The sequence below is a fragment of the Aeromonas sp. QDB63 genome (assembly GCF_027707425.1).
Lineage (GTDB): Bacteria > Pseudomonadota > Gammaproteobacteria > Enterobacterales > Aeromonadaceae > Aeromonas > Aeromonas caviae.
In genome coordinates this window covers 26,409-52,941 of record NZ_JAPCIS010000032.1, presented here as the reverse complement: position 1 = coordinate 52,941, position 26,533 = coordinate 26,409, and the positions used below count along the sequence as shown (strand labels likewise).

At 64.0% G+C, this 26,533-nt stretch carries 23 protein-coding genes; 12 read left to right on the top strand and 11 right to left on the bottom strand.

What is annotated here, in order from left to right:
• Positions 1-60: 60 nt before the first annotated feature.
• Complete coding sequence (locus tag PG879_RS16890) at positions 61-540, bottom strand: Arm DNA-binding domain-containing protein (RefSeq protein ID WP_270830464.1); 480 nt, start codon at positions 538-540, stop codon at positions 61-63.
• Positions 541-728: 188 nt separating this feature from the next.
• On the opposite strand from PG879_RS16890, the gene sbcB reads away from it, so the two are divergent.
• Positions 729-2,144, top strand: a complete 1,416-nt coding sequence (sbcB, locus tag PG879_RS16885) for an exodeoxyribonuclease I (RefSeq protein WP_270830463.1) — start codon at positions 729-731, stop codon at positions 2,142-2,144.
• 148 nt (positions 2,145-2,292) lie between these two features.
• A complete protein-coding gene (locus tag PG879_RS16880) occupies positions 2,293-2,799 on the top strand; it encodes a hypothetical protein (protein ID WP_039038881.1) in 507 nt (168 codons plus the stop codon).
• 58 nt (positions 2,800-2,857) lie between these two features.
• Here PG879_RS16880 and PG879_RS16875 read toward each other — a convergent pair whose 3' ends face one another.
• Positions 2,858-4,573, bottom strand: a complete 1,716-nt coding sequence (locus PG879_RS16875; RefSeq protein ID WP_270830462.1) for a glycoside hydrolase family 36 protein — start codon at positions 4,571-4,573, stop codon at positions 2,858-2,860.
• Positions 4,574-4,702: 129 nt separating this feature from the next.
• On the opposite strand from PG879_RS16875, the gene PG879_RS16870 reads away from it, so the two are divergent.
• The 3 genes from PG879_RS16870 to cdd all read left to right on the top strand — a co-directional run bounded on the left by PG879_RS16870 (position 4,703) and on the right by cdd (position 6,853).
• On the top strand, positions 4,703-5,062 hold the full coding sequence (locus PG879_RS16870) for a CidA/LrgA family protein (RefSeq protein ID WP_010674461.1): 360 nt from the start codon (positions 4,703-4,705) through the stop codon (positions 5,060-5,062).
• Positions 5,059-5,745 carry an LrgB family protein gene (locus PG879_RS16865; protein ID WP_041212945.1) on the top strand — a complete coding sequence of 229 codons (687 nt, stop codon included), beginning with the start codon at positions 5,059-5,061 and terminating at the stop codon, positions 5,743-5,745. Before PG879_RS16870 ends, PG879_RS16865 begins: the two co-directional genes overlap by 4 nt.
• 226 nt (positions 5,746-5,971) lie before the next feature.
• Positions 5,972-6,853 carry a cytidine deaminase gene (cdd, locus tag PG879_RS16860; protein WP_010674459.1) on the top strand — a complete coding sequence of 294 codons (882 nt, stop codon included), beginning with the start codon at positions 5,972-5,974 and terminating at the stop codon, positions 6,851-6,853.
• 606 nt (positions 6,854-7,459) lie between these two features.
• Here the strand turns inward: cdd and PG879_RS16855 are convergent.
• The 3 genes from PG879_RS16855 to PG879_RS16845 form a co-directional block, all read right to left on the bottom strand.
• Complete coding sequence (locus tag PG879_RS16855; RefSeq protein WP_270830461.1) at positions 7,460-9,124, bottom strand: AMP-binding protein; 1,665 nt, start codon at positions 9,122-9,124, stop codon at positions 7,460-7,462.
• Between the two features lie 99 nt (positions 9,125-9,223).
• Positions 9,224-9,502 carry a YfcL family protein gene (locus tag PG879_RS16850; RefSeq protein WP_010674457.1) on the bottom strand — a complete coding sequence of 93 codons (279 nt, stop codon included), beginning with the start codon at positions 9,500-9,502 and terminating at the stop codon, positions 9,224-9,226.
• 107 nt (positions 9,503-9,609) lie between these two features.
• Positions 9,610-10,725, bottom strand: a complete 1,116-nt coding sequence (locus PG879_RS16845; RefSeq protein WP_270830460.1) for an ATP-NAD kinase family protein — start codon at positions 10,723-10,725, stop codon at positions 9,610-9,612.
• Positions 10,726-10,842: 117 nt separating this feature from the next.
• On the opposite strand from PG879_RS16845, the gene PG879_RS16840 reads away from it, so the two are divergent.
• Complete coding sequence (locus PG879_RS16840; protein ID WP_270830459.1) at positions 10,843-11,565, top strand: TerC family protein; 723 nt, start codon at positions 10,843-10,845, stop codon at positions 11,563-11,565.
• Positions 11,566-11,651: 86 nt separating this feature from the next.
• On the opposite strand, the gene aroG is transcribed toward PG879_RS16840, so the two are convergent.
• The 5 genes from aroG to PG879_RS16815 all read right to left on the bottom strand — a co-directional run bounded on the left by aroG (position 11,652) and on the right by PG879_RS16815 (position 17,451).
• Entirely contained in the window at positions 11,652-12,707 is a 1,056-nt protein-coding gene (gene aroG / locus PG879_RS16835) for a 3-deoxy-7-phosphoheptulonate synthase AroG (protein ID WP_041212942.1), read from the bottom strand.
• 197 nt (positions 12,708-12,904) lie between these two features.
• Entirely contained in the window at positions 12,905-14,185 is a 1,281-nt protein-coding gene (gene aroA / locus PG879_RS16830; protein WP_042863731.1) for a 3-phosphoshikimate 1-carboxyvinyltransferase, read from the bottom strand.
• A gap of 170 nt (positions 14,186-14,355) precedes the next feature.
• A complete protein-coding gene (gene serC, locus PG879_RS16825) occupies positions 14,356-15,444 on the bottom strand; it encodes a 3-phosphoserine/phosphohydroxythreonine transaminase (protein WP_010674452.1) in 1,089 nt (362 codons plus the stop codon).
• A 224-nt stretch (positions 15,445-15,668) separates the two neighbouring features.
• Positions 15,669-16,598: an electron transfer flavoprotein subunit alpha/FixB family protein gene (locus tag PG879_RS16820; protein WP_236758320.1), complete on the bottom strand. Its 930-nt coding sequence runs from the start codon at positions 16,596-16,598 to the stop codon at positions 15,669-15,671.
• 103 nt (positions 16,599-16,701) lie between these two features.
• Positions 16,702-17,451, bottom strand: a complete 750-nt coding sequence (locus tag PG879_RS16815) for an electron transfer flavoprotein subunit beta/FixA family protein (protein WP_041215927.1) — start codon at positions 17,449-17,451, stop codon at positions 16,702-16,704.
• A 126-nt stretch (positions 17,452-17,577) separates the two neighbouring features.
• Between PG879_RS16815 and PG879_RS16810 the strand changes: the two genes are divergently transcribed.
• From PG879_RS16810 to PG879_RS16800, 3 genes are all read left to right on the top strand, one after another.
• On the top strand, positions 17,578-19,221 hold the full coding sequence (locus tag PG879_RS16810) for an electron transfer flavoprotein-ubiquinone oxidoreductase (RefSeq protein WP_182976549.1): 1,644 nt from the start codon (positions 17,578-17,580) through the stop codon (positions 19,219-19,221).
• A 415-nt stretch (positions 19,222-19,636) separates the two neighbouring features.
• Positions 19,637-20,584: a magnesium/cobalt transporter CorA gene (gene corA / locus PG879_RS16805; protein WP_005301617.1), complete on the top strand. Its 948-nt coding sequence runs from the start codon at positions 19,637-19,639 to the stop codon at positions 20,582-20,584.
• A gap of 144 nt (positions 20,585-20,728) precedes the next feature.
• Positions 20,729-21,190 carry a DUF2919 domain-containing protein gene (locus PG879_RS16800; RefSeq protein WP_043155869.1) on the top strand — a complete coding sequence of 154 codons (462 nt, stop codon included), beginning with the start codon at positions 20,729-20,731 and terminating at the stop codon, positions 21,188-21,190.
• A 9-nt stretch (positions 21,191-21,199) separates the two neighbouring features.
• Here the strand turns inward: PG879_RS16800 and PG879_RS16795 are convergent, their stop codons facing one another.
• The gene (locus PG879_RS16795) at positions 21,200-21,949 is read right to left on the bottom strand and encodes a hypothetical protein (protein WP_223952977.1); all 750 of its coding nucleotides are present in this window, start codon (positions 21,947-21,949) and stop codon (positions 21,200-21,202) included.
• Positions 21,950-22,164: 215 nt separating this feature from the next.
• Between PG879_RS16795 and PG879_RS16790 the strand changes: the two genes are divergently transcribed.
• The 3 genes from PG879_RS16790 (at position 22,165) to PG879_RS16780 (ending at position 26,529) form a co-directional block, all read left to right on the top strand.
• The gene (locus PG879_RS16790; protein WP_103259985.1) at positions 22,165-23,400 is read left to right on the top strand and encodes an MFS transporter; all 1,236 of its coding nucleotides are present in this window, start codon (positions 22,165-22,167) and stop codon (positions 23,398-23,400) included.
• 60 nt (positions 23,401-23,460) lie between these two features.
• Complete coding sequence (locus PG879_RS16785; protein ID WP_270830458.1) at positions 23,461-25,434, top strand: siderophore amonabactin TonB-dependent receptor; 1,974 nt, start codon at positions 23,461-23,463, stop codon at positions 25,432-25,434.
• Between the two features lie 78 nt (positions 25,435-25,512).
• Complete coding sequence (locus tag PG879_RS16780) at positions 25,513-26,529, top strand: amonabactin ABC transporter permease subunit 2 (RefSeq protein ID WP_010674444.1); 1,017 nt, start codon at positions 25,513-25,515, stop codon at positions 26,527-26,529.
• The last annotated feature ends 4 nt before the right edge of the window (positions 26,530-26,533 follow it).

Here is a 26,533-nt window from a genome sequence, read left to right as displayed (position 1 = left end):
AAAATCGGCTCAAACATGAAGAAATGAAATGACTGAGTCAGCCGAGAAGAATTTCCCCGCTTATTCGCACCTTCCCTTGCCAATTTTATCAAACCACTCCAGCCAGCTGGAAAACGGGATCTGTTCAACCGGAATACCAATAAACAGAGGTTCGAAATAGCGCTGCATGGTATGCTCATAGAGCATGACCGTACGAGGCCGCAGCTTGGGCAGATGGTGCTCACGAAAATGCTCGCAGCACTGTTTCAGTGTGACATCATGCTTCTGGTGGAGCTTATCCCAGAAAACTCTAGGGTGTTCATTACGCTCCAGCGCACCACGGATAGCAGGGATCAATGCCCTGGCATCAGCGAGTTTAAGGTCGGGATAGCGTCCAATTTTGAGTCTCGCCGCTTTTCCTTGCCAGCGATAGCGATATTGCCATGAGATGGTGCCACGCTCGGTGACCCGAGCTGACAATCCATCACGATCTGACAATTCCGTCTTACCAAAGTAGGGCTTACCATACAGGGCACGTAGCTTCGCATCAGTAAGTGGCATATGACTCTCCTGTGATTGGCCATCTGATTTTTCACTGACACATTAACGCGCCCTGACGTGTACACAGATACGTACCAAACTGGTCTGAAACGGACTGAATCAAGATCAGACAAAGTGAGACAATCTGAGATAACACTCCGTATAACGACTTGTTTTTCAAGCATATAAACACAATTCAGAACCACGAAATGAGCCAGCAGACAAAGCCTACCTTCTATTTCCACGACTACGAGACCTTCGGCATCAGTCCGGCCAAAGACAGACCGGCGCAGTTTGCGGGCATTCGCACCGACGGGGATTTCAACGTCATCGGCGAGCCGCTGGTGATTTACTGCAAGCCGCCGGCGGATTACCTGCCGGAGCCGGAAGCCTGCCTCATCACCGGCATCACGCCGCAAAAGGCGATGAAGGACGGCCTGTGCGAGGCGGACTTCATCCGCCAGATCCACGCAGAGTTCGCCACCCCGGGCACCTGCGTGCTCGGCTACAACAGCATCCGCTTCGATGACGAGGTGACCCGCTACACCCTCTATCGCAACTTCTATGACCCCTATGCCTACGCCTGGCAGAACGGCAACTCCCGCTGGGACATCCTCGACATGCTGCGGGCCTGCTACGCCCTGCGCCCGCAGGGGATAGAGTGGGCGTTTGACGACGAGGGCAAGCCGAGCTTCAGGCTGGAGAAGCTCACCGTCGCCAACGGCGTGGCCCACGCCAACGCCCACGATGCGCTCTCGGATGTGCTGGCCACCATCGAGATGGCCAGGCTGGTGAAAAAGGCTCAGCCCAAGCTCTTCGAGTACCTCTTTGATCTTCGCAACAAGAACAAGGTGAAGGCCCTCATCGACGTGGTGACCATGAAACCCCTGGTGCACGTCTCCGGCATGTTCTCCCCCTGGCAGGGGTGTGCAAGCTGGGTGTCGCCGCTCGCCTGGCACCCCACCAACCAGAACGCGGTGATCATGGTGGATCTGACCCGTGACCCCACTCCGCTTATCGAGCTCTCCTGCGAGGAGATCCGCGAGCGCCTCTACACCAAAAAAGAGGAGCTGGGGGATCTGGCCGGCATTCCGGTCAAACTGGTGCACATCAACAAGTGCCCGGTGCTGGCCCCGGCCGCCACCCTGACGCCGGAGCGGGCGGACGAGCTGGGCATCAATCGGGCTCAGTGCCGCAAGAGCCTGGATCTGCTGCGGGCCCACCCCGAGGTGCGGGAAAAACTGGTGGAGGTGTTCAACCAGGAGTTTGCCGGCAGCACCGACGGCGACCCCGACACCCAGCTCTACGCCGGCTTCTTCGGCCACGGCGACAAGTCCACCATAGACCTGGTGCGCGCCACTCCGGCGGATCTGCTGGGGGAGCGGGAGTTTGCCTTCACGGATCCCCGTCTGCCCGAGATGCTGTTCCGTTACCGCGCCCGCAACTGGCCCCACACCTTGAGCGAAGCGGAGCAGAAGCGCTGGCGCCTGCATTGCAGTGACTACTTCAGCCGCCGCCTGCCGGATTATGTGCCGCGCCTGGAAGCCCTGGCGGAACAGAACCAGGGGAACGAACGGAACTTTGCGATTCTAAAGAGTCTCTATCACTACCTTGAAAATCTGTGAGATGTGAGCCGTTTCACAGTTAAAAACCGATGCGTTTCCCCGGCTCGCGACATAATGGGCAGGGAGCCCAAGCTCCTGATAGTGTGAATATTTAGATGCGCTGACGGCATGGATGCCGTGCTTTCGACTGTTGGGGAACTCTCGTTTTATGCGTTCAGCTCTGCCTGCTTTGACACTCGTCGCCTGTGCCCTGCTGCCCCAGGCCGCCCTCGCTGGCGCCCGGTTCGAGGTGCCGGACTACCTCTTGCGCCTGCCGGAGCAGACCTACCGGCTCATCGAGCGCAATTTCAGCACCCTCTACCAGCAGACTGACTTCACCCCGCAAATCACCAACAGCTATTTCAACCACTCGGATCTCTACCGCTTCGCCGGCATTCCCCTGGCCATCACGCCGCAAAACGGCTTCCAGATGGAGGTGTTCGGCCAGCTCTACAACAAGTCGTCCCAGATCTATGCCCAGATGAGCCAGGATCTCTCCCTCTATCGCACCCTGCGGGTGGACATGATGGGGGATCAGAGCGACGAGATCGCCATCGGCATGGGGCTCGGCATCCCCCTGACAACCCGCCTCACCGTCAAGGCGCTCGCCTCCAGCAACGAGATCCCGGGCTATGGCTCCGCCAATTACGCCATCGGGATGGAGTGGCACTTCTAGAGACCATTTCGCCACGTAAAAAAGGCTCCCGAGGGAGCCTTTTTGCAGTGCAACGCCATCAGGGGTAGCGGATCACCGCCCCCTGCCCCCCTTGCAGCACCAGGGTGCTCCCCAGGGGCGTCTCGTCCCAGAAGTCTGTGCCCCCCGGCGTCAACGGGCACTCGCAGGGGTGCTCCCCCCAGTTGAACAGGCAGAGCAGCTCGCCGCCCCCGGGCAACGCCACCCGCCCGCGCTCGAATGCCATCCCCTCGAAGCGGGCCGCCGGGGTGCGCGCGGCGCACAGGGCGAGCAGCTTGCCAAGGCGCGCCCCTTGCCCCTCGTCCAGATCCTGCAATCTGTCCCCCGCCAGCACCATGCCACCGCTCGCCACCAGGGCGGCCAGGTGAAAGTCGTACTCGGCGCGGCTCCCGTGCTGGCCCGGGATATCCCGCAGGCAGACGCAGTCGGGGTCCAGCACCCAGAGCCGCTCGTGCTGCCAGGCGCGGCAGAAGGCTTCTCGCGCTATCTGGCGAAAACGGGGGCCCTGGCGCTCCACGTCATCGCTCACCCGCATGCCGTGCACCAGGCCGAGGCTCGGCCACAGCGGCGCATTGCAGCCGAGCAGGAAGGCCCCCTCCCCGGCGCCGCGCAGGATGGCGGCCATGCCGCGCCGATAGGCCTCCACCCTAGTGGCGGCGGGGTCGTGGAAGCGACCACCGTGGATGGCCCCCCAGAAGTTGGCATCGAGCTTGAAGTAGTGAATGCCCCACTGGGTACGCAGGGTGCGAAATACCTGCTCCAGGTGCGTCTGCACCTCGGGGTGGGTGCCATCCAGCACGTACCAGGGGGTGCAGCGCCAGCCCCCGTAGGTGACCCGCTCCGAGGGGAGCGGCAGGCCATCCTCCCCTTTCACGAACCAGTCAGGGTGCTGCTGGAACACTCGGGAGCCGGGCTCGGCGATAAAGGGGGCGACCCAGAGCGCAGGCTCGCAACCGGCGGCGCGGATCTCCCCTGCCAGGGCCGCCACTCCCTCCTCGAACTTGGCGGAAGGGGTGAGCCAGTCCCCCATCCTGGCCTGATAGCCATCGTCTATCTGCACGTAGCGCAGGGCCGGGAAACGCTCGGCCCGCACCGCCAGGTTCTCGCGAATGTCCGCCGCGCTCACGTTCGCGTAGTAGTGATACCAGGAGCACCAGCCGCTCGGGCGCGTGGGCACCTCCCCCACCAGGGAGCCGTGCTCGGCGGCGATATGCTGCGCCAGCGTCGCGAGCAGGGCCTCCCTGTCCGGCCCCTCCAGGCAGATCAGCGCCTCGCTCTGCCAGTACGCACCCGGCGCCAGGGTGCGCCCTTCGGTGTTCATCACGATCTCGAGGCGCCCGTCGGGATGGAGGCGAAACTCCCCGCCAAAGCGCTGGCAGCTCGCAAAGGCCAGCAGCAGCCAACCCCCCTCCTGCGCCACCAGCAGCAGGTTGTGCACCGTGTGGTAGCCATGGTCGGCGGTGATGCGATAGACAGACGCATCGGGGCAGCGGCCCAGGTGCTCGGGGGCGTTCCAGCGTCCCCCGGTCTGGGCCAGCATCTGGAATCCCTCCCCGTAGATGGCCGCGTCGGGCGCAAGTCCGAGATCCCCCTCAAACAGCCGCCAGTGGTGGACGGCCTCGGACTGCTTCCCGGTGTTGTCGAGCCTCACCCGGCAAAGCGGCCCCTCCCACTGGCGGGTTTGCAGCAGGGTGTCAGGGAGGGCGGGATCGGCGGGCAGTTGGCGCAACCGGGCCAGGAGAGAGGGGGTCGACATGGGAACTCCTTCTTGTGAATGGGGTTGAAGCCGGGCCATTGTATCCCCTGCGGGCCAGTTGACCCTGTTCCCTCCCCCCCGTGCCTGTTAAACTGCGACCTTGCTCACACTTGCCAAGATGAGGCCCCCGTGCTGCTGCAACGCACCCTGCGCTACCTTCGTGATTTTCTGGTCATCATCGCCTGTCTGCTGGCAGGCAAGGCCGTGGCGGCCATCCTGCCCTTCGCCTTCCCCGGCAGCATCATCGGCATGCTGCTGCTGTTCGTGCTGCTCTCCTTGCAGATCGTCCGCTTCTCCTGGGTCGAGCTGGGGGGCGGCCTGCTGCTGCGCCACATGGGGGTGCTGTTCGTGCCGGTGGCGGTGGGCCTGGTGGCCTGGCTCGAGCCCCTGCGCCAATCCTTCGGTCTCATCATGCTCTGCGTCGTGCTCGGCATCGTGCTCATCCTGGGCGCGGTCGGCCACCTCTATCAAAGGATGAACAAGCCATGATCCTCTGGTTCGCCCTGCCCCTCACCCTGGCCCTCTATTTCATGACCCGGGCCCTCTACCGCCGCCTGCCCTGGCCCGTCATCAATCCGGTGCTGATCCCCACCGCCGTCATCATCGGCCTGCTGCTCTGGCTCGATCTGCCTCTGGATCAGTACCAGCAGGGGGCCTCACCCCTGACCGCCCTGCTGGAACCCGCCGTGGTGGCCCTGGCCCTGCCGCTGTACCAGCAGGCGCGCCAGATCCGCGACAAGCTCACACCCATCCTGGCCTGTACCCTCACCGCGGTGCTCATCTCGGTCTGCACCACCCTGGGGGTCGGCCACCTGATGGGGGCGGATCCGGCGCTGCTCGCCTCCATCGCCACCAAGTCCATCACCACGCCGCTCGCCATGAGCGTCAGCCAGTCCCTCGGCGGCATTCCCGCCATCGCCGCCGCCGTGGTGGTGGTGGTGGGGATCCTGGGGGCCCTGGCGGGCTACCCCCTGCTCAAGCTGATGCGGGTCACCGACCCCGAGGCTCAGGGGCTCGCCATGGGAGCCTGCGCCCACGCCATCGGCACCGCCGCCTCCGCCGAGCAGGGGGTGACCCAGGGCGCCTTCTCGTCGCTGGCCATGGTGGTGTGCGGCGTGCTGACCGCGGCCATCGCCCCCCTGCTGTTCGCCCTCTACCACTGGCTGACCTGATCCCCGTTGCCATGGCCGCCCTTGCGGCCATGGCCTCTGTGCCCTTTCACCGTTTCCATCCGATACCCTCGCCTCCCTGATGCCGGGAGCTGGCGCACAGATTGCGAAAGACAAACGTTTCCTTTACCATCCCCGCCCCTTTACCCATCAAGGCGTGAGCGCGCTCACACAATTCGCCGCGCTTGCTCCCTACAATGGCCCCCCAATTGGCCTTTGAGGACACAGTATGCATCCCCGCTTTGCCAAGCCATTCGAGACCCTTTCCGCCCCGCTCCAGGCCGCCCTGCTGCCCATGCTGGGGGACGATTTCCAGGCCCGTTTCACCCCGGACCAGGTCGCGACCCTGAAAGCCGCCACCGGGCTGGATGACAGGGCCCTGCGTCTGGCCTTGCTGCCGCTGGCGGCCGCCTGCTCGGTGGCCCCCATCTCCAGGTTCTTCGTCGGCGCCATCGCCTGCGGCCTGAGCGGCACCTGGTACTTTGGCGCCAACATGGAGTTCGCGGGCCAGGGGCTGTTCCACTCGGTCCACGCCGAGCAGTCCGCCATCTCCAACGCCTGGCTGGGTGGCGAGACCGGGATCTCCGAGATCACCGTGAACTACACCCCCTGCGGCCACTGCCGCCAGTTCATGAACGAGCTGAGCACCGCCAAGACCCTGAAGGTCTCCCTGCCGGACGATCTCAGCGAGCTGCAATCCTTCCTGCCCCACTCCTTCGGCCCCGCCGATCTCGAGATCACCGATGCCCTGATGAGCCCCCAGGCTCACGACGAGCTGGTGCTCGAGAGCGACGACCCCCTGTGGCAGGCTGCGCTCGCCGCCGCCCGCCAGAGCTATGCCCCCTACAGCCAGGGCTATGCCGCGGTGGCGCTGCAGTTCGAGGACGGGCGCATCTTCTGCGGCCGCTATGCCGAGAACGCCGCCTTCAACCCGAGCCTGCCGCCGATGCAGATGGCCTGCGCCCACGCTGTGCTGGGTGGCGAGGATCTCGCCACCGTGCGCCGCGCCGTGCTGCTGGAGAGCAAGGATGGCCAGATCAGCCAGCGGGACTCCGCCCAGTCCACCCTGAAGGCGCTGGGCTCGGTCGAGCTTGAGTACAAAGCCGTCTGACCCCGGCATCCGCCAACGGGAAGGGGAGCTGCGGCTCCCCTTCTTGCTCTCTGCCCCTCACCCCCTTTCTCTGCGCCTCTGGCGCCGTGCATCAGATGCCCTCTTGCCCCATGTGAGGGCGGCCTCCCTCCGATGACCTTATTGGCAGACCTCCTCTGCGGTGGCGGGAAGCCCAGGTTAAGGGGCCAAGACCCCACCCCGCCCCTTGCGGTCCCCGTGTGTGACCCCACAATGCATTTGCCAAGCCACTGGGATCCCGCCTTTCCATGGATTTTGCAAATGCTGTTCCCTCGATGCGGAGAGGTATGGCGGCGGCGGGAAACGTCGGGGAAGGGGTCAATGCCCCGCCCCCGCCCCTTGCAGCCCCCGTGTGTGACCCCAAGATGCATTTGCCAAACCACTGGGATCCCGCCTCTCCATGGATTTTGCAAATACCTTTCCCTGCCGTTCCCTCGACGCGGGGCGGTATGGCGGCGGCGGGAAACGTCGGGGAAGGGGTCAATGCCCCAGCCCCCTGTCGGCTTGCTTCCCCCTGAAATACAGCGGGGGAGCCACTGGCTCCCCCGACTGTCATTGATGTGGCCCATATGGCGGCGCCGGCCCCTGTCAGGACTCCCACAGGATGCGCTGGCTGCCGGACCAGCGCTCGCCGATGTCCGCGTATTTTTGTTCCAGCAGGTGGCGGCGGATCTTCATGGTGGGGGTCAGCACCCCGTTCTCGATGTTCCAGGGGCTCTTGACCACCAGGATGCCCCGCAGGCGAGCGTGGGATTCCAGCTTGTCGTTGACCCGGTTGAGGGCAGCCTCCAGCTGGGCCTCCACCCCGGCCTTGTCCCCCTTCATGGCGCTCTCGGCGAGCTGCACCAGGGCGACCGGCTGCGGCATGCCGTAGCCGATGACGCAGAGCTGCTCGATGATGGGCTCCTGCCCGAGCATCCCCTCGATGGGCACCGGGGCCACGTACTTGCCCTTGGCGGTCTTGAAGACGTCCTTCATGCGGCCGGTGATGGTGAGGTAACCCTCCCTGTCCAGCTTGCCCATGTCACCGGTGTGCAGCCAGCCCTCGGCGTCGATGGCCTCTGCACTGTGCTCGGGATCCTTGTAGTAGCCCACCATCATGCCGTCGCAGCGACAGAGGATCTCCCCCTCGTCGGAGATCTTGATGGTCACCCCGGGCCCGGCCTTGCCGACGGTGCCTATCTTGTCCGCCCGGAACGGGTAGTTGAGGGTGGAGTAGGCGTGGTTCTCGGTCATGCCCCAGGCCTCGGTGATATGGATGCCGATGCTGTGATACCACTCCAGCAGCGCCGGGGCCACCGGCGCAGAGCCGCAGCCCAGCACCCGCGCCTGATCCAGCCCCAGCCCCTTTTGCAGCTTGCTCTTGATGAGGCTGGAGACGAGGGGGATCTTGAGCAGCAGCGCCAGCTTTTTCTGGGGCAGCTTCTCGTGGATCTTGATGCGGAACATGGCCCAGAGCCGCGGCACCGAGATGAAGACGGTGGGACGGCAGCGCTTGACGTCCTCGATGAAGGTGTCGAGGGATTCGGGGAAGGCGATGGTGGCACCGCTGAACAGGCTGCCGCCGTAGATGTAGACCCGCTCGGTGATGTGGGCAAGGGGCAGGTAGGAGAAGCCGCGATCCTCGGCGGTGAGGGAGACCGCCTCCACCAGCTTCTCGCAGGACCAGGCGTAGCGCTCCACGCTCAGCATGGCCCCCTTGGGCTTGCCGGTGCTGCCGGAGGTGTAGACCAGGCTCAGCAGGGCATCCGGCGCCTGCACCGGGCTGTCCGGGATGGGGTCGTATTGCGCCAGCAGATCGTCCCACTGGTGGGTGGCCGGCATGGTGTCGTAAGGCAGGGCGATACGCAGCAGATCCCCGGGCACCCCCGCCTCCTGGCTCTTCCAGTCGTCCAGCTTGCCGACGAAGATCGCCCTGGTTTCGCTGTGGCGCAGCACGTATTCGATGGTGTCGACGTTGGCGGTGGGGTAGATGGGCACGCTCACATATCCCCCCATCTGCATCGCCAGATCGGCGATGAACCACTGGGCGCAGTTCTTGGAGAGCAACGCCACCTTGTCACCGGGCACCAGGCCCAGGGCGCGCAGTGCCGACACCATGCGCCGCGCCTCGTCGGCGACCTCACCCCAGGTGAAGTCGACGTATTCGCGGTGGATGGTCTGACGCAGATAGATTCGGTCGGGACACTGCCGCTCCCAGTGATAGAGCATCTCGAGCGGCAGTCTGGTGGCAATGCGTGAGGTGGAGGCCATGGTTTAATCCCTGAAACAAAAGGCGAGCCTCATTATTAACCTTTTGATAACACTCAGGGAAGCAGATTACTTAAACTTGTGTTTGAACTGCGAATGGGATCAAGCTTCCGCCTGGGCCTGCAGACGCTTCCACATCTCCTGCACCAGCACCTCGTCCTGCTCGGAGAGCTCACCCTGCAAGATGGCCTCGTTCAGGCTGCGCAGCACATAGCTCTTGACGTCCCGCACCAGGGTCTTGCCCTCCAGCTCGGCGCGCGCCACCGCAAGGGAGATGTGCCCTCGCAGATAGCCGCCCGCAAACAGCTCGTCTTCGCTGGCCGTGGCGACCATGGCGTCGATCAGTCCCAACAACTTGTGTTCAAAATCGTGAATCGTCATTTAACGCAGCCTCATTTCCGGGGTTGCCGGCAAAAAATTCGGGGAGTGGAACCGCGATCCGGTTGATCGCGGCTCTCTGGCGCCAGGCCAGCCGCATCCTTGATGTCCTATTCCGGGTTGGCCACCGGGTAGATGACCTGATCCTTGTATCCCGTGGTTATGCGCAGATAACCACTCAACGACCGGTTCAGTGCCGGATCGTCGGTGTCCACCAGCAGCGGACGGCCTTCTAGCGCCGCCAGCTTGGCTTTGGTGGCGAGCACCTGGATATGCTCGCGCCCGACGGCCCGGATCACGTCTGGACTCAATTGCTGATTTCCGCGCCCGAACAGATGTCCCTGACCGCCGATCAGGGTGATGATCAGACGGCAGCGACGGCCGCGGATCCGGGTCAGGATCTCGGCGGCGGACAGATCCTGCCCGATAAGTTGGCCATTTTCCACCAGATCCACACCGAGCAAGGTATTTTCCAGACCCAGCTCCCCCATGCAGGCGGCCACCGTGCTCCCCGACCCCATCAGGTAGAGGGTATCGGGCTCCATCTGCTCCACCACACCGGCGGCAAGATCGGCGAGCACCAGCTCCTCGGACTCCCGCCCCCCCTGCTTGACCGCCTGCACGTAGCGCAGATCCCCGGGCACCAGCAGCTGGCCGTAGTGGCGGGCGCGCACCTTGCCGGCGCGAAACGCCTCCTCGTCGATGTCCATCACCTCCGCATCCACCAGGCTCAGGAGCTCCCCCGCGATCATTCTGGCCGCCACCCGGCCGCTCGCCGCCGGCGTCACCCCATAGACCCCGGAGTGGATCTTGCACCCCGCCGGGATGCCGAGCACATGGCAGGACTCCCCCACCGCCGCGCAGATGTCCCGGGCGGTGCCATCGCCACCGGCGAAGAGCAGCAGATCCACCCCGGCATCGCGCAGGGCCAGGGCGGCAGCCCGGGTGTCCTCGGCGCTCGTCTGCGCCCCGGCAGGCCGATGGACGATGCGATGGGGCAGCCCCAGCTCGGAGGCGAGGTCGGCCCCCATCTCTTCGGCCACCGTCAGCAGCTCGAATGGGGTGGTCAGCTCGCACAGGGGCAACAGGGCCTGGCGGGCCCGCTCCCGGGCCTTGGGGACGGCCCCGCGCGCCAGCGCCTCGGCGACCATGCCGTCACTGCCCTTGAGACCGACGGCCCCGCCGATGCCGGCGACGGGGTTGATGATGAGCCCTAATCGAAACATGTTTCCCTCCTGTTGGATCGCCGCCATTTTTATCTTTTCCCGCCACTGGGACAAGCCATGACCCCCTGCTAAAATGCGCGACTTCTACCTCAATCACTGTTCAACCAAGGTTCCATCATGCTGGAATGGATTGCGGACCCCTCCGCCTGGGTCGCGCTCGCCACCCTGACCCTGCTCGAGATCGTGCTCGGCATCGACAACATCATTTTCATCTCCATCCTGGTGGGTCGCCTGCCGGAAGCCCTGCGCCAGAAAGCGCGCATCCTGGGGCTGGGGCTCGCCATGGGCACCCGCATCCTGCTGCTGCTCTCCCTGGCCTGGGTGATGCGCCTCACCGAGCCCCTCTTCACCGTGCTGGGGGAAGCCATCTCGGGACGGGATCTCATCTTGCTGGTGGGGGGTCTGTTCCTCATCGCCAAGAGCACCCACGAGATCCACCAGAGCCTGGAAGGGGCCGCCGAAGAGGCGGGTGTGGTGAGCAAGACCGCGGGCTTCCTGTCCACCCTGGTGCAGATCGCCATCCTCGACATCATCTTCAGCCTGGACTCCGTCATCACAGCCGTGGGCATGGCGGATCATGTCCCTGTCATGGTGCTGGCCATCATCATCGCCGTCGGCGTCATGATGTTTGCCGCCAAGGCCATCGGCGACTTCGTCGATACCCACCCCACCATCAAGATGCTGGCCCTCTCCTTCCTTATCCTGGTCGGGGTGGCGCTGATGGCCGAAGGGCTGGATCTGCACATTCCCAAGGGTTACATCTACTTCGCCATGGCCTTCTCGCTGGTGGTGGAGATGATCAACATCCGCCTGCGCGGCCACCAGGAGCGGGCCAAGTAAACCGCGACCTGTCGAGAGATGGCCAAACAAAAAGCGCGACCCAGGGTCGCGCTTTTTTATTGCCCCGCCAACGGGGCGCCTTGGGCTCAGAGGGCGTTGCGAGCGGCCACGGCGTCCGCCAGGTTGCGCAGCAGCACCTCGGTATCGGCCCAGCCGATGCAGGCGTCGGTGATGCTCTGGCCGAAGGTGAGCTCGCACCCGTCCACCAGATCCTGACGCCCTTCCACCAGGTGACTCTCCACCATGACGCCGAACACCGCCTTGCTGCCGGCACGCAGCTGACCGGCCACGTCCTCGGCCACCAGCATCTGGTTCTTGAACTGCTTGCTGCTGTTGGCGTGGCTGAAGTCGATCATCACTTTCTGGGGCAGACCGGCCTTGTCCAGACCACTCACCACCTCATCCACGTGACGGGCGCTGTAGTTGGGCTCGCGGCCACCACGCAGGATGATGTGACAGTCCGGGTTGCCAGCGGTCGAGACGATGGCGGAGTGCCCGTACTTGGTCACCGACAGGAAGTGGTGCGGGGCGCTGGCGGCGCCGATGGCGTCGATGGCCACTTTGATGGTGCCGTCGGTGCCGTTCTTGAAGCCCACCGGGCAGGAGAGACCGGAGGCCAGCTCGCGGTGTACCTGGGATTCGGTGGTACGGGCGCCGATGGCACCCCAGCTCATCAGATCCGCCACGTATTGCGGGGTGATCATGTCGAGGAACTCGGAGGCGGTCGGCAGCCCCATGTCGTTGAGATCCAGCAAGAGCTTGCGACCCAGGCGCAGGCCGTCGTTGATCTGGCAGCTGTTGTCGAGGTAGGGGTCGTTGATCAGCCCCTTCCAGCCCACTGTGGTACGGGGTTTTTCGAAGTAGACCCGCATCACGATCTCCAGCTGATCTTTCAGCTCGTCGCGCAGCACCTTGAGGCGTTTGCCGTATTCCAGGGCGGCGACCGGATCGTGGATGGAGCAGGGGCCGATCACCACCAGCAGGCGATCATCGTCGCCGGCCAGGATGTTGTGGATGGCCTGACGGGATTCAAACACGGTGGCCGAGGCGGTGTCGGTCGCCGGAAACTTCTCAAGCACCGCAACCGGGGGCAATAACTCTTTGATTTCACTGATACGAACGTCGTCGGTTTGATGCTGCATGACCAAGTTTCCTGCTAGATGACTGCGATAAAGAGATCTCAATCTAGCCCTGTGCCGGGTCGGTGTAAATAGAAAATTACATTCTTCGGCAAGGAATTTTATTATCGCACCTTGCAAGTTTGCATAATGCTGCTAGGAGGCATGAAAAAAGCGGGGGGCAGAGATGAAAAGGCCCGCACGAAGCGGGCCGAAAGGGCTCAGGCCTGACTGACGCTGGCCAGCTTGTCGAAGTAGTCCGGGAAGGTCTTGGAGGTGCAACCCGGATCATTGATGGTGACAGGCGTATCGGAGAGCGCCACCAGGGAGAAGCACATGGCGATGCGGTGATCGTTGTAGGTGTCGATGGCCGCGTGGGTCAGCTGTGCGGGCGGGATCACGGTGATGAAGTCGTGCCCCTCCTCCACTTCCACGCCCAGCTTGCGCAGCTCGGTCGCCATGGCGTGCAGGCGGTCGGTCTCCTTCACCCGCCAGTTGTAGATGTTGCGGATGGTGGTGGTGCCCTCGGCAAACAGCGCCGTGGTGGCGATGGTCATGGCCGCATCCGGGATGTGGTTCATGTCCATGTCGATGCCCTTGAGCGGCCCCTGCTCGGCCTCGATGAAGTCATCGCCCCAGGTGATACGGGCCCCCATCTTCTCCAGTACGTCGGCGAAGTGGATGTCCCCCTGGATGCTGTGCTTGCCGATGCCGGTAACCCGCACCTTGCCCTTGATGGCACCCGCCGCGAGGAAGTAGGAGGCGCTGGAGGCATCCCCTTCCACCAGGAAGTCCCCCGGGCTGACATAGGTCTGGTTGCCCTTGATGTAGAACACCTTGTAGTCGTCGTGCTCGATGACCACCCCGAACTGCTTCATGATGTGCAGGGTGATGTCGATGTAGGGCTTGGAGACCAGCTCCCCCTTGATGTGGATGCGGGTGTCGCCGGCCGCCATGGGGGCCGCCATCAAAAACGCCGTCAGGAACTGGCTGGAGACGGAGCCGTCGATGTGGACATCGCCACCCCAGAGCCCCTTGGCATCCACCACCAGGGGCGGATAGCCATCTTTCTTCAGGTACTGGATGTGGGCACCCGCTTCGCGCAGGGCATCCACCAGGTGGCCGATGGGGCGCTCTTCCATGCGCGGCTCGCCGCCCAGGGTGTACTCGCCGGAGCCCAGGCACAGGGCGGCGCACAGGGGGCGCATGGCAGTACCGGCATTGCCGAGGAACAGGTTGACCGGTGCCGAGACCGCGAAGCTGCGACCCAGACCGTGCACGGTGCACTCGGTCTTGTCGGCGGAGAGCTTGTACTTGACGCCGAGCTGGGTCAGCGCCGCCAGCATGTGGCGGATGTCATCGCTGTCGAGCAGGTTGGTCAGCCGGGTGGTGCCCCGGGCCAGGGCCGCCAGCAGCAGGGCCCGGTTAGAGACACTCTTGGAGCCGGGCAGATTGACCACCCCGGCCACGCTAGAAATGGGTTCCAAACGCAACGAATTCATAGACTTCCTGTTCGATCTCAATTAAATCACCTGACCGGACGTTAACAGCCCGCGTCCCCCGCGGCAAGTTCGACAGTGGCACGACCGCGGGAGAGGGCAGCCTGGGTCAGGATGGGTCTGAAAAACAGACGCCGGGGAGTCCCCGGCGTCTGGCAATGGGGAGGCACGCCTCAACCGTGGCGTTTGGCAAAGTCATCCATAAAGCTGACCAGGGCCTTGACCCCTTCCAGGGGCATGGCGTTGTAGAGGCTGGCGCGCATGCCACCGACGATGCGGTGTCCCTTGAGGGCCAGCAGACCGGCCGCTTCCGACTCCGCCAGGAACAGCTTGTCCAGGGCCTCGTTCTTCAGCTGGAAGGGCACGTTCATGCGGGAGCGGCAGGCCACATCCACCTTGTTGCCATAGAAGCTCGACTGATCGAGGTAGCCGTAGAGGAAGTCGGCCTTCTCCTTGTTGCGTGCTTCCATCGCCGCCAGGCCACCCTGCTCCTTGAGCCACTCGAACACCAGACCGGCCAGGTACCAGGCGTAGGTGGGGGGCGTGTTGAACATGGAGTCGTTCTTGGCGGTGAGCTGGTAGTCGAAGATGGACGGCACATCGGCGCGGGCCTGGTTCAGCAGGTCATCGCGCACGATGGCGATGGCCAGACCAGAGGGGCCTATGTTCTTCTGGGCACCGGCGTAGAGGATGCCGAAGCGGCTCACGTCGAGGGGACGGGAGAGGATGGTGGAGGAGAGATCCGCCACCAGGGGCACATCGCCGGTGGCCGGGATGTCGAACATCTCGATGCCATCGATGGTTTCGTTCGGGCAGTAGTGCACATAGGCGGCATCGGCGCGAAACGCCGGCGTCGGCAGCAGGTGGGAGACCCCCTGCTCGTTCTTGGCCACCCCCTGGAAGGTCTGGATGTCACCGTATTTCTGGGCTTCATCCACGGCGCTCTGGGCCCAGACGCCGGTCACCAGGTAATCCGCCTTCTTGTTGGCGCCACCCAGCAGGTTCATGGGCACGGCGGAGAACTGGCCGCGGCCACCGCCGTGCATGAAGAGCACCTTGTAGTTGTCCGGCACCGCCAGCAGGTCGCGCAGGTCCGCTTCGGCCTTCTCGGCGACCGCCATATAGGGCTTGCCGCGATGGGAAAGCTCCATGACCGAGGCTCCCAGCCCCTGGAAATTACAAAATTCGCGCTGGGCGCGCTCCATGACTTCAACCGGCAACATGGCGGGGCCGGCGCAGAAGTTGTAAATCTGTTTGCTCATGACGCTTTCCGTGAATGGATGTGTGTGATCGGTGACTCGAACGTTTTTACACGACAGTCCCCCGTGGGGGCAAAGGCTTTTTGGGATCCAGCGCAACCTTTTGCCCTGGTGCCACCGGGCACCCATCAGACAAAAGCCCTGAACGGGCCAGGGCTTGCAGAGAATATGCATGGAAACGGGGGCAAGACAGCACGGACGGCTTTCTTCGCCCCTTTGTGGCAAATTTACAGCTTGGCGGTGAGCTCCGGCAGCAGGGTGAAGAGATCCCCCACCAGACCGTAGTCCGCCACCTGGAAGATGGGGGCCTCCGCGTCCTTGTTGATGGCGACGATCACCTTGGACTCCTTCATCCCCGCCAGATGCTGGATGGCGCCCGAGATGCCCACCGCGATGTAGAGCTCGGGGGCCACCACCTTGCCGGTCTGCCCCACCTGCAGGTCGTTGGAGACATAACCGGCATCCACGGCGGCCCGCGATGCCCCGACGGCAGCCCCCAGCTTGTCCGCCAGGGCGTCGATGAGGGCAAAGTGCTCTTTCGAGCCGAGCGCCCGCCCGCCGGAGACCACCACCCGGGCCGCCCCGAGCTCGGGTCTGGCGGAGCGCACCGCACACCGCTCGATGAGCCGGGTACGGCAGCGCACCTCGGCCACCGGCAGCGATTCCATCACGGCACGCTCCTCCCCGGACCCGGCCTTGGCGAACGCGGTAGGCCGCACGGTGAGCACCTTGATGGGGGCGCTGCTTGCCACCCGGGCGATGGCGTTGCCCGCATAGATGGGACGCAGGAAAGTGTCGGGCCCCTCGATGCCGGTCACCTCGGCGATCATCTCCACCCCAAGCCTGGCCGCCACTCGCGGCAGCAGATCCTTGCCCTGGCTGCTGGCCGCCATCAGGCAGTGCTGGTAGTCCCTGGCCACCTCGGCGAGCAGTCTGTCGACCCCGTCGTTGAGCCCCTCCGCCAGCATGGGATGTTCTGCCAGCAGCACCCGGTTTACTCCCGTGAGGGCGGCGGCCTGCTCCCCCGCCTCCATCAGCCCCTGCCCCAGCAGCAAGAGATGCACCTCGCCCCCCAGGCGCCCCGCCGCCGTGACCAGCTGGGCCAGGTTGTCGGCGATCCGCCCCTGATGATGTTCCGCAATCACAAGTACGCTCATGGCAGCACCTTCATGTCATCCATTGATCCCTTGCTCCCCGGGGCCGCTGCCCCATGCATGGCGCTCACGCCTGCGGGAGGCATCCCTCTCATGCCCCTGCCCATCAGAGCACCCGGGCTTCGTGCTTGAGCTTGTCCAGCAGCTCGTCCACCGAGCCCACCCTGATGCCGGCGCTGCGCACCGGCGGCGCCATCACTCCGAGCTGCCGTGTCTGGCCGGCCGGCACTACCCCGAGGGCGGCGAACGGCTGGCTCTCCAGCGGCTTGCGCTTGGCCTTCATGATGTTGGGGAGGGAGGCGAAGCGCGGCTCGTTGAGGCGCAAGTCCACGGTCACCACGGCGGGCAGCGCCATCCCGAGGGTCTCGAGGCCACCGTCTATCTCGCGGGTCACCTGCAATTCCCCCTCCACCAGCCTGATGGCGGAAGCGAAGGTGGCAAGCGGCCAGTCATTGAGGGCGGCGAGCATCTGCCCTACCTGGTTGTTGTCCGAATCGATGGACTGTTTGCCGAGCAGCACCAGATCGGGCTGCTCCTGCCCGCACACCGTTTGCAGGGCCCGGGCCACGGTGAGCGGAGTCAGGGTCTCGTCGGTGACATAGTGCAGCGCCCGATCCGCCCCCAGCGCCAGGGCATGGCGCAACTGCTCGGCCGCCGCCTCGGGGCCGAAGGTCACCACCACCAGCTCGGATGCCACGCCGGCTTCCCGCAGCCTGACCCCCTCCTCCACCGCGATTTCACAAAACGGGTTGATGCCCATCTTCACATTGGCGAGCTCCACATCGGAGCCATCCCCCTTGACCCGGATCCTGACGTTGTAATCAACGACCCGTTTGACTGCGACCAGCAGCTTCATGGCGGTCATCCCTCATACCTGTTGTGTGGATCCACCTTGTCGTCACTCACTTTTCTGCTGACAAAGTGGTTTACGTTTACGTAAACTACCAACACTACCCTAGGCCAAGTCGAGCACAGAGGCAAGATGGAACGCGAAGCAATGGAATTTGATGTCGTCATCGTCGGTGGCGGCCCGGCAGGCCTGAGCGCCGCCATCGCATTGAAGCAGCAGGCCCCGGCCCTCTCGGTCTGCCTGCTGGAGAAGGGGGCCGAGATCGGCGCCCACCTGATCTCCGGCGCCCTGCTCGATCCCGTCGCCCTCAGGGAGCTGCTGCCAGAGAGCTGGCAGGAGGCCCCCCTCGGCGTGCCGGTGACGGATGATCAGGTCCATCTGCTGCAAAGCGACAGCCGCTCCCTGCAGCTGCCCCACTGGGCGGTGCCACCCCGCATGCACAACGACGGCAGCCACATCATCAGCCTCGGCACCCTCTGCCGCTGGCTCGGCAAGCAGGCCGAGGCCCTCGGTGTCGAGATCTACCCGGGCTTTGCGGCGAGCACCCTCATCGTGGAGGAGGGCCGGGTACGCGGGGTGGTGACCGGCGATCTTGGCCTCGACAAGGAGGGCAACCCCAAGCCGGATCACGTGCCCGGCATGGCCCTGTATGGCCGCTATACCCTGTTTGCCGAAGGGGCGCGCGGCCACCTCGGCAAACAGCTGATCGCCCGATTCCATCTGGAAAATAGCGCCCAGCCGCAGCATTACGCCATCGGCTTCAAGGAGGTGTGGCAGGTGCCTGTGGGGCAATCCCATCCTGGGCGGGTGCTCCATGGCAGCGGCTGGCCCCTTGGTGAGGGAAAGGGCAACAAGAGTCAGGGGGGCTTCTATCTCTATCATCTGGCCCAGGATCAGGTGGCGGTCGGCCTTATCGTCGATCTCAACTACCAGAATCCCTGGCTCAGCCCCTTTGACGAATTCCAGCGTCTCAAGCACCACCCCCTCATCGCGGCAACGTTGCAGGGGGGTGAGCGCATCAGCTACGGCGCGCGGGCCATCACCAAGGGGGGCTGGCACTCATTGCCGCGCATGCACTTTCCCGGCGGTCTGCTCATCGGTTGTGACGCGGGCACCCTCGACTTCTCCCGCATCAAGGGGATCCACACCGCCATGAAGTCCGGCATGGTGGCGGCCGCGACGGTCGCCATGGCACTGCGAGGAGGGGATGAAGGGGGACGGGATCTGGCCGAGTTTCAGGACGCGCTGCTGCAAAGCTGGCTGACCCGGGAACTGAAGAGGGCCCGCAACGTCGGGGCCGCCCTGCACCGCTTCGGCCCCTGGCTCGGCGGCGCTTTCAACTGGCTGGAGCAGCGACTCTTTGCCTTGACCTCTCCTTTTACTCTGCTGGACAAGGAACCGGATTACCGCCAGCTGCGCCTGGCCAGCCGTTGCCAGCCCATCGACTACCCCAAACCCGACGGCAAGCTCAGCTTCGACAAGCTCTCTTCCGTCTATCTGGCCAGCACCAGCCACGACGAGGATCAACCCTGTCACCTGACCCTTCAGGACGCGCGCATTCCGGTCGAGGTCAACCTGCCCACCTGGGCCGAACCCGCCCAGCGCTACTGCCCGGCGGGGGTGTTCGAGATCCTTGATGGGGATACCCTGCCAAGGCTGCAGATCAACGCCGCCAACTGCATTCACTGCAAAACCTGCGACATCAAGGATCCCAGCCAGAATATCGTCTGGACGCCGCCCCAGGGTGGCTCGGGCCCCAACTACCCCAATCTGTAACAGGCTTGCCCACGCACACCAGAGCAGATAACAAGGAGACGCAGCCCCGGAACACCGCACGGAGACCGTTTCCTGCGCTTGGCCGGGGACTGTCGCAGGGCGACCATAAACCCGCCATTCCCGCCGGTGAGCTCGGGCCCTCCCCCACTCCAGGGCGAACAAAGGAGGCGACGCCGGGATCACCCGCATCAGGGTCGCCACGGCTGATCCGACCTCGCCGATTTTTTGAGCGAACAGGCTGAACCCCTGATGAATAGGCCCTGACAAGCGGGTCCCGCCCCTGTATAGTTCGCCGCATTCAGGTTGTCCATCGGCCTCGTTATGCTATTTCATGGGATCGCTTTCCGTGCGATCTAAGGCCGCATGAACCTGTGCAACCATCCCTGATTACCCATGACTTCTTAAGGGGGGACAGATGATCACCGCCTACATTCTCAACAACAAGGTGCTGGACATAGTCACGCTCGGGCCGGATGACATCGTTCCCGACAACACCGTCTGGCTGGATGCCTACAAGCCGGACACAGCGGAGCGAGAATGGTTGACGGGCCTGTTCCTGGAGGAGGTGCCTGACAAGGAGGAGCTCGATGACATCGAGGCATCCGCCCGCTTCTACTGGGACACCGACGGTCTGCACATCCACTCCCTGTTTCCCCAGCGCATCGGTCGCGACACCAAGGGTGTGCACGTCTCCTTTACCCTGCGCAACAACCTGCTGATCAGCATCCGCGAGGATGACATCGGCCTGGTGCGTCTGCTGCGCCACTACATGCGCCAGGACAGGCTGGAGGTCGAAGACGCCCTCGACATCCTGCTGGAGGTGCAGAACCTCAAGGTGGAGTACCTCTCAGACCTGATCGAGGATGGCTACAAGACCCTGGAGAACACCGCCGATCAGATCTTCGAGCCGGACCAGATCAACCCCATGCTCAAGGAGCTGATGGCCCAGGAAGAGGCCAACGGCCAGATCCGTCTCTCCCTGCACGATACCCGCCGCGCCCTGCGCTTCCTCAAACGCAGTCTGCGCCAGCGCATGACGGGGGAGCAGAACAAGTGGATCGACGAGATGCTGCACGACGTGGAATCCCTGCTGCCCCATACCCAGTTCCTGTTCGACAAGATCAACTTCCAGCTGGAGGCCTCTATGGGGGTGACCAATCTGGAGCAGAACAAGGTGATCAAGATCTTCTCGGTAGCCGCGGTGATCTTCCTGCCGCCGACGCTCATCGCCAGCATCTACGGCATGAACTTCGGTCGCATGCCGGAGCTCGCCTGGGAATACGGCTATCCCCTCTCCCTGGTGCTGATGGTGATGTCATCGCTGGGCACCGGTCTCTTCTTCAAGCGAAAAGGCTGGCTGTGACGCCGGAACCCGGCAACTAAAGACTGCGGATTGGGGGGCATGGCCCCCCGATTAATTCCCGGCCGTTGCCGGCCTTGCAATGACCTGCCCTGTGCCCCATATCCCCTTCATCACTCGCACTGCATGAATGGATACCGGGCCACTATGACCCTCTACCCCGAACACCGTTACGACGATCACGGCCAGTTGCGCCCCCCGCTCTGGTTCTGGCCCATCGCCCTCTTGCTGACCCGCTCGGTCTGGCTGTTTCTGATGGCGGGGGTCACCCGGGAGAGTGGCAGCGCCATCCTGACCCTCTTCTACCCGGACAAGCTCACCCTCTATATCAGCCTGCTGACGGACGTGCCCGCCATGCTGGCGCTGCTCGCCTGCGGCGGCACCCATCGCCAGACCCACAGTGCCAGAGCCTGGCTCAGACGCCACAGCCGCGCTCTGCTGCTTTGCTCCACCGCGAGCGGCCTGGTGATGCAACTGCACAGCCTCAATCTGCAGCAGTGGTCGTTCAACTGGCCCACCGCCCTGGTGCTCATCGCCAGCCTCTGGGCGCTCTGGTATCTGCTGAGAAGCCGCCAGTTGCGGGATTACGCTCTGGATCAGCCCCACTGACAGGCTGGTTCACTGGCGCGTGACCCGGATCTGCAGAGTCTGGCGTTCGCTGCCGCTGGCCCCGCCCATGCCTGATGGATTGGCGATCGCGGCCTCCCGGCTGCCTTGGGTTGTGGAAAGCTCCCCCACCGTCAGCCACTGGCCCGGGGCGCCGCTCACCTCGGTGGCACTCTGGCCGGTGTGTATGTTGCCTCGCTCCACTCTTACCTGTTCACTGCTGAGGGCCACCTGCACCCTGTCCCCTATCAGGGTCGCGGTGGCGTAGAGACCGTTCATCAGCGGCATCATGCCCACCACCCTTCCCCCCTGCCACTGGTAAAAGGTGACCGGCTGATAGGACCCCATCTGCAACAACACGGGCCGCCCGGAGAGGCCACGCACCTGCCAGTTGTCACTCTGGCTGCGTTCATAGTGCCGGGCATTCCCCTCCAGCAGCCACTGCCGTTTGGCATCCAGGCCCAGCCCCACTCCGGCCTGCTGACTGCTGGAGGCGCCATCCACCCGCCACTCGATGAGCAGGCTTTGGGGCGGCTGGTTCACTTGCGCCAGGGTACGCTCGGCCTCCTGCAACTGGGCGGGGGTTCCGCTCAGTACCAGCTGGTTGCCCATGGCGCTCACCCCGAGATCCGGGTAGATCTCCTTGAGCGTCTGCACCGCGGCATCCGCCTCGAATACCGGTATGACCTTCACTTCGGCCCTCAGGGGCAATGCCAGCAACAGGCAGCACCCAAGCCCCCAATACCCTGATCCAGCGCGCATCTTCTCCTCCCGGCGTTCACCGCCACCCTCTCGCTTCCTGCCATCATGGTCCATGGCGCCCCGATTGCAACGGGCCTGGTATGCAACCCCATACAGAGGCACCTGATAAAGACTCGTTAAGATACCAATCAATACAAATAAAAATGGTTATCATTTGTTGTCACAACAAAAACCCTCGGATACAATTCGGACTCATTTTTTCGAGTCAGCCTCTGATGAAGCCAGAATCCGTCGCATCCACCCCTGCCGCCATCCACCTTGCGCTGCTCATCAACATGCTCTCCATGGGCTGCATGATGATGGTGATGCCCCTTGGCCCGGAACTGGTAACCCGCCTGGGGATGCTGCCGGAGCAGACAGGTTACTTCAGCGGCGGCGCCACCCTGGGAGCCGCCCTGCTGGGCCTCCTGGCCGCCCCCTGGCTCGATCGGGTCAACCGCAAACCCGCCCTGCTGGTACTGCTGGTCCTGCGCTTCCTGCTCTTGATGGCTTGCGCCCTGGCCGAGGATAGCCAGACCCTGCTGCTGCTCTTTATCCTGTCCGGCTGCGTCGCCGGCCCCCTTGGGGCCATCCTGATGGCGGCGGTGCTGGATCTGGTACCGCCCGCCGAGCGGGGCCGCCGTCTCGCCTACGTGGGCATGGCGTTTTCCCTGGCCGCCATTCTGATCGTGCCCGCGGCCCTCGTGCTGGCCCAGTGGTCTGGCTGGCAGAGCCCCTTCCTCTTGTTTGGTGCTGGCGGCCTGCTGCTGGCCCTGCTGTGTGCCATCTGGCTGCCGTCCCTGCCGGTCAACCGGGCCCCGGCAGGCCAGGGGATGCGCCAGTTGCTGGGGTCACCGCTCTGCCAGGGAGCCCTCTTCATCCTCTGCCTGCAGATGTTCGGCCACTTCCTGCTCATTCCGCACTTTGCCAACTACTTCCAGTTCAACCTGGGTTTCCCGCGCGAGCAGATCGCCAGCCTCTATCTGTGCGGCGGCCTTGCCAGCATGGCCACTATGCGCCTGTGCGGCGGCTGGATCGATCAGGGCCGCGCCCAGGGCGCCATCCTGCTCACCAGCCTGGCCCTGGCCCTGATCACCCTGGTGGGCTTTGCCTTGCCGGCAGGCCTGCCTCTCTATCTGCTGTTCACCCTCTTCATGGCCCTGAGCTCCGCCCGTGCCAGCACCACCCTCGCGGTCACGGCGGCCATTCCGGCCCCCCATCAGCGCGCCGCCTTCATGTCTTTCCAGGGCTCGGTCACCAATGTGGCGGCGGGCCTAGGCAGCCTGTTCTCCGCCAGATATCTGGTCTCCGACGAGGGGGGCGCCCTGCACGGTTTCCCCACCCTGGCCTGGATCAACATTGCATGCACCCTGGTGGCCTGCGCCGGTGTCTGGTTCCTCATCCGGGGCCTGAAGAGCACAAGAGATAACAATAATCCTGCCTCTGGCACCGCCAGACAAGGAAGTCAGTGAGCACCGGATCAGAAGAATCCGGACCCCATAACCTCAGTTATATCCATGGAGTTTTTGACAATGCAGTTGCAGCACGGCCTCTTTAAACTGAACCCCATTCTGCTCTCCCTTGGTCTGCTGGCCGTACCGGGCCTGGCCCAGGCCGAGTCCGTCAAGGCCAACGAGACGGTGGTGGTCACCGCCACCCAGACCAAGCACACCGAGCTGACCGCCCCGGCCAGCGTCTCCGTGGTCACCCGCGCCGATCTGGACAAGATGAACGTCAACAACATCGGCGATGCCCTCAAGCACGTGCCCGGTGTCAACATCATCGGCACCAACCCCACGGGTCGCAACGAGATCAAGATCCGCGGCATGGGCGGTGACTACACCCTGCTGCTGGTCAACGGCAAGCGGGTCAACGCCCGCGAGACCCTGGGCAGCTCCTTTGGCAACGACTTCGACTTAAGCTCCATCCCCATGGCCGCCATCGAGCGCATCGAGGTGATCCGCGGTCCCGTCTCCTCCCTGTACGGGGCCGATGCCCTCGGCGGCGTGGTCAACGTGATCCTGCGCCAGGCCAAGGAGAACACCGAAGCGGCCGTCGGCTACACCCACACCATGCCCACCAAGGGGGATGGCGGGGATGCCAACCAGGGTAGCGCCTTCGTCTCCGGCGCCCTGATCGACAACAAGCTGCTGGGCAGCGTGGTGGTGGAAGGCTATCAGCGGGATCGCTGGAAGAGCGAGCAGTCCAACAACCCGGATGCCGACGCCCTGGAGAAACGGGAAGTGGTCAACGTGCTCTCCAGCCTGAAGTGGCTGGTGGCCGACAACCAGGACATCGACTTCGATCTGGGTTACAACCAGAACGACATGGACAGCTACTTCAACAACGTGCCCCGTGCCCCGACCGCACCGGCTACCCCCCACAACGTGCAGAAACTCGATCGCCTGAGCCTGGGGCTGACCCACAACGGCCGTTGGGAACACTTCGACAGCCGCGCTCGTTACTACTTCGAGCAGACCGATCTGATGGATGACTCCCAGCTCAACGGTGGCGCAGCCGACATCACCCAGACCAACAACACGGTGGATGGCCAGTTGAGCGGCTACCTCGGGGATCACCTGCTGACCTCGGGTGCAGAGTTCCGCAAGACCGAGCTGGAGCACAGCCGCAGCATCCAGAACGGCAGCGTGGATGCGAGCCAGAGCGCTCTCTACCTGCAAGACGAGTTCGGCTTTGGGGATCTGGCCCTGACGCTCTCCGGCCGTCTGGATCACCACGAGACCTATGGCAACGAGTTCAGCCCCCGTGCCTACGCCCTCTACTCCCTGAGTGACGAGTGGGTGATCAAGGGCGGCGCCGGCAAGGCGTTCAAGGCCCCGACCCTGGCCCAGTCCAGCGAAGGGTTCGCCACCACCGCCTGCCGCGGCGCCTGCAAGGTGATAGGCAACCCGGATCTGAAGCCGGAAACCTCCGTCAGCTACGAGCTTGGCACCGCCTACAACGCCGATCGCTTCGGCGCAGGGGTGACCGGCTTCCACAACGAGATCGAGGATCTGATCCAGAGCGATCAGTGGGGCCCGGGCTACCGTCCGACCGTCATGACCTACCTCAACGTCAAGAAGGCCCGCATCAAGGGGCTGGAGCTGACCGGCTGGTTCGACGTGCTGGACAACGTGCAGCTGACCGGCAACCTGACCCTGCTGGAATCCGAAGACAAGAGCACGGGTGACGATCTGGCCAAGACCCCGGATCACACCGGCAACATCGGCCTGGACTGGAAGGCGAGCGACGTGGTCAGCGCCAACCTGGCCTGGCAGTATGTCGGCAGCCAGGTGATCAAGGTGCCGGCCCGCAACGCCCAGGCATTCACCTCCAAGCACTACCAGACCCTGGACGTGAACACCAAGTGGACCGTCACGCCGGCCCTGGACTTCAAGCTCGGCATCACCAACCTCACCAACACCCAGCGTGACGAGGTGGCGACCGACGCCGACTTCATCCTGGAAGGTCGCACCGTCTACGCAGGGGTCGATTACAAGCTGTAATCCATCCTGTATGCGGGAGCCCCGGTCGCGGGGCTCCCTTTTTGCGTTTCTGCCTCCCCGAATTCAAGGAGTCATTGAGTGCTCAGATACCAAGCTCGGCTGTTCTGGCTCGGCGTGCTGCTCCTCTTCCTGCTGATTTGTCTGTCACTGGCCACCGGGGCCGGTGTCTATGGTGGCCGCGAGGTCGCCGGTTTCCTGATGGGCGATCCCGCCTTCGTGGCCGATGAAAAGCTCGCCATGATAGTCCATACCCTGCGCCTGCCCCGTACCCTGGCAGCCCTGGTGGTGGGGGCGTCACTCTCCCTGGCGGCTTCCATGCTGCAAAGTGCCACCCGCAACCCTCTGGCCGAACCCGGCCTGCTCGGGGTCAATGCCGGCGCCGTCTTTGCTCTGGTGATCGGCCTCACCTGGTTTGGCGTCGAATCCGCCTACGGGTATCTGCTCTGGTCCGGCATGGGGGCCCTGCTCGGCAACCTCATCGTGCTGGGCCTCGGCCTCATGGTGGGGCGCTCCAACCCCCTCAAGCTCATCCTGGTAGGGGTCGCCCTCTCCGCCACCTTCGGCGGTCTTTCCAACTTCCTGCTGCTCTCCAACCGGGTGGTGCTGGAGCAGTTCCGCTTCTGGAACTTAGGGTCCCTTGCCGCCTCCAGTCTGGAAGCGGTACTCACCGTGGTCCCCTTCGCCCTGGCCGCCCTGCTGCTGACCCTGGCGCTCTGTCGCCCTCTCACCCTGATGCAGATGGGGGATCACCAGTCCAGGGCCCTCGGCATCCGCCCCACCCGGGTGCGGATCGGCGTGCTCTTGGCCGCAACGCTCTTCACCGCCTGCGCCATCGCCATCGCCGGTCCCATCGGCTTTGTCGGCTTCCTCGCCGCCTACTGCGCCCGCCTGGTGGAGCCGGTTCGCCTCGCCATCCAGGTGCGCTTCTCTGCCCTGTTCGGGGTGCTCTTTCTGCTCGGTGCCGATGTGCTGGCCCGCTGGCTTATCCAGCCCTACGAGCTGCCCAACGGCGTCATTCTGGCGCTCATCGGGGCGCCCGTGCTCATCCTGGTGGTGCGCAGCGGCGGCTTCCGCTCCCTGCTGGCCGTCAAATAAGGTG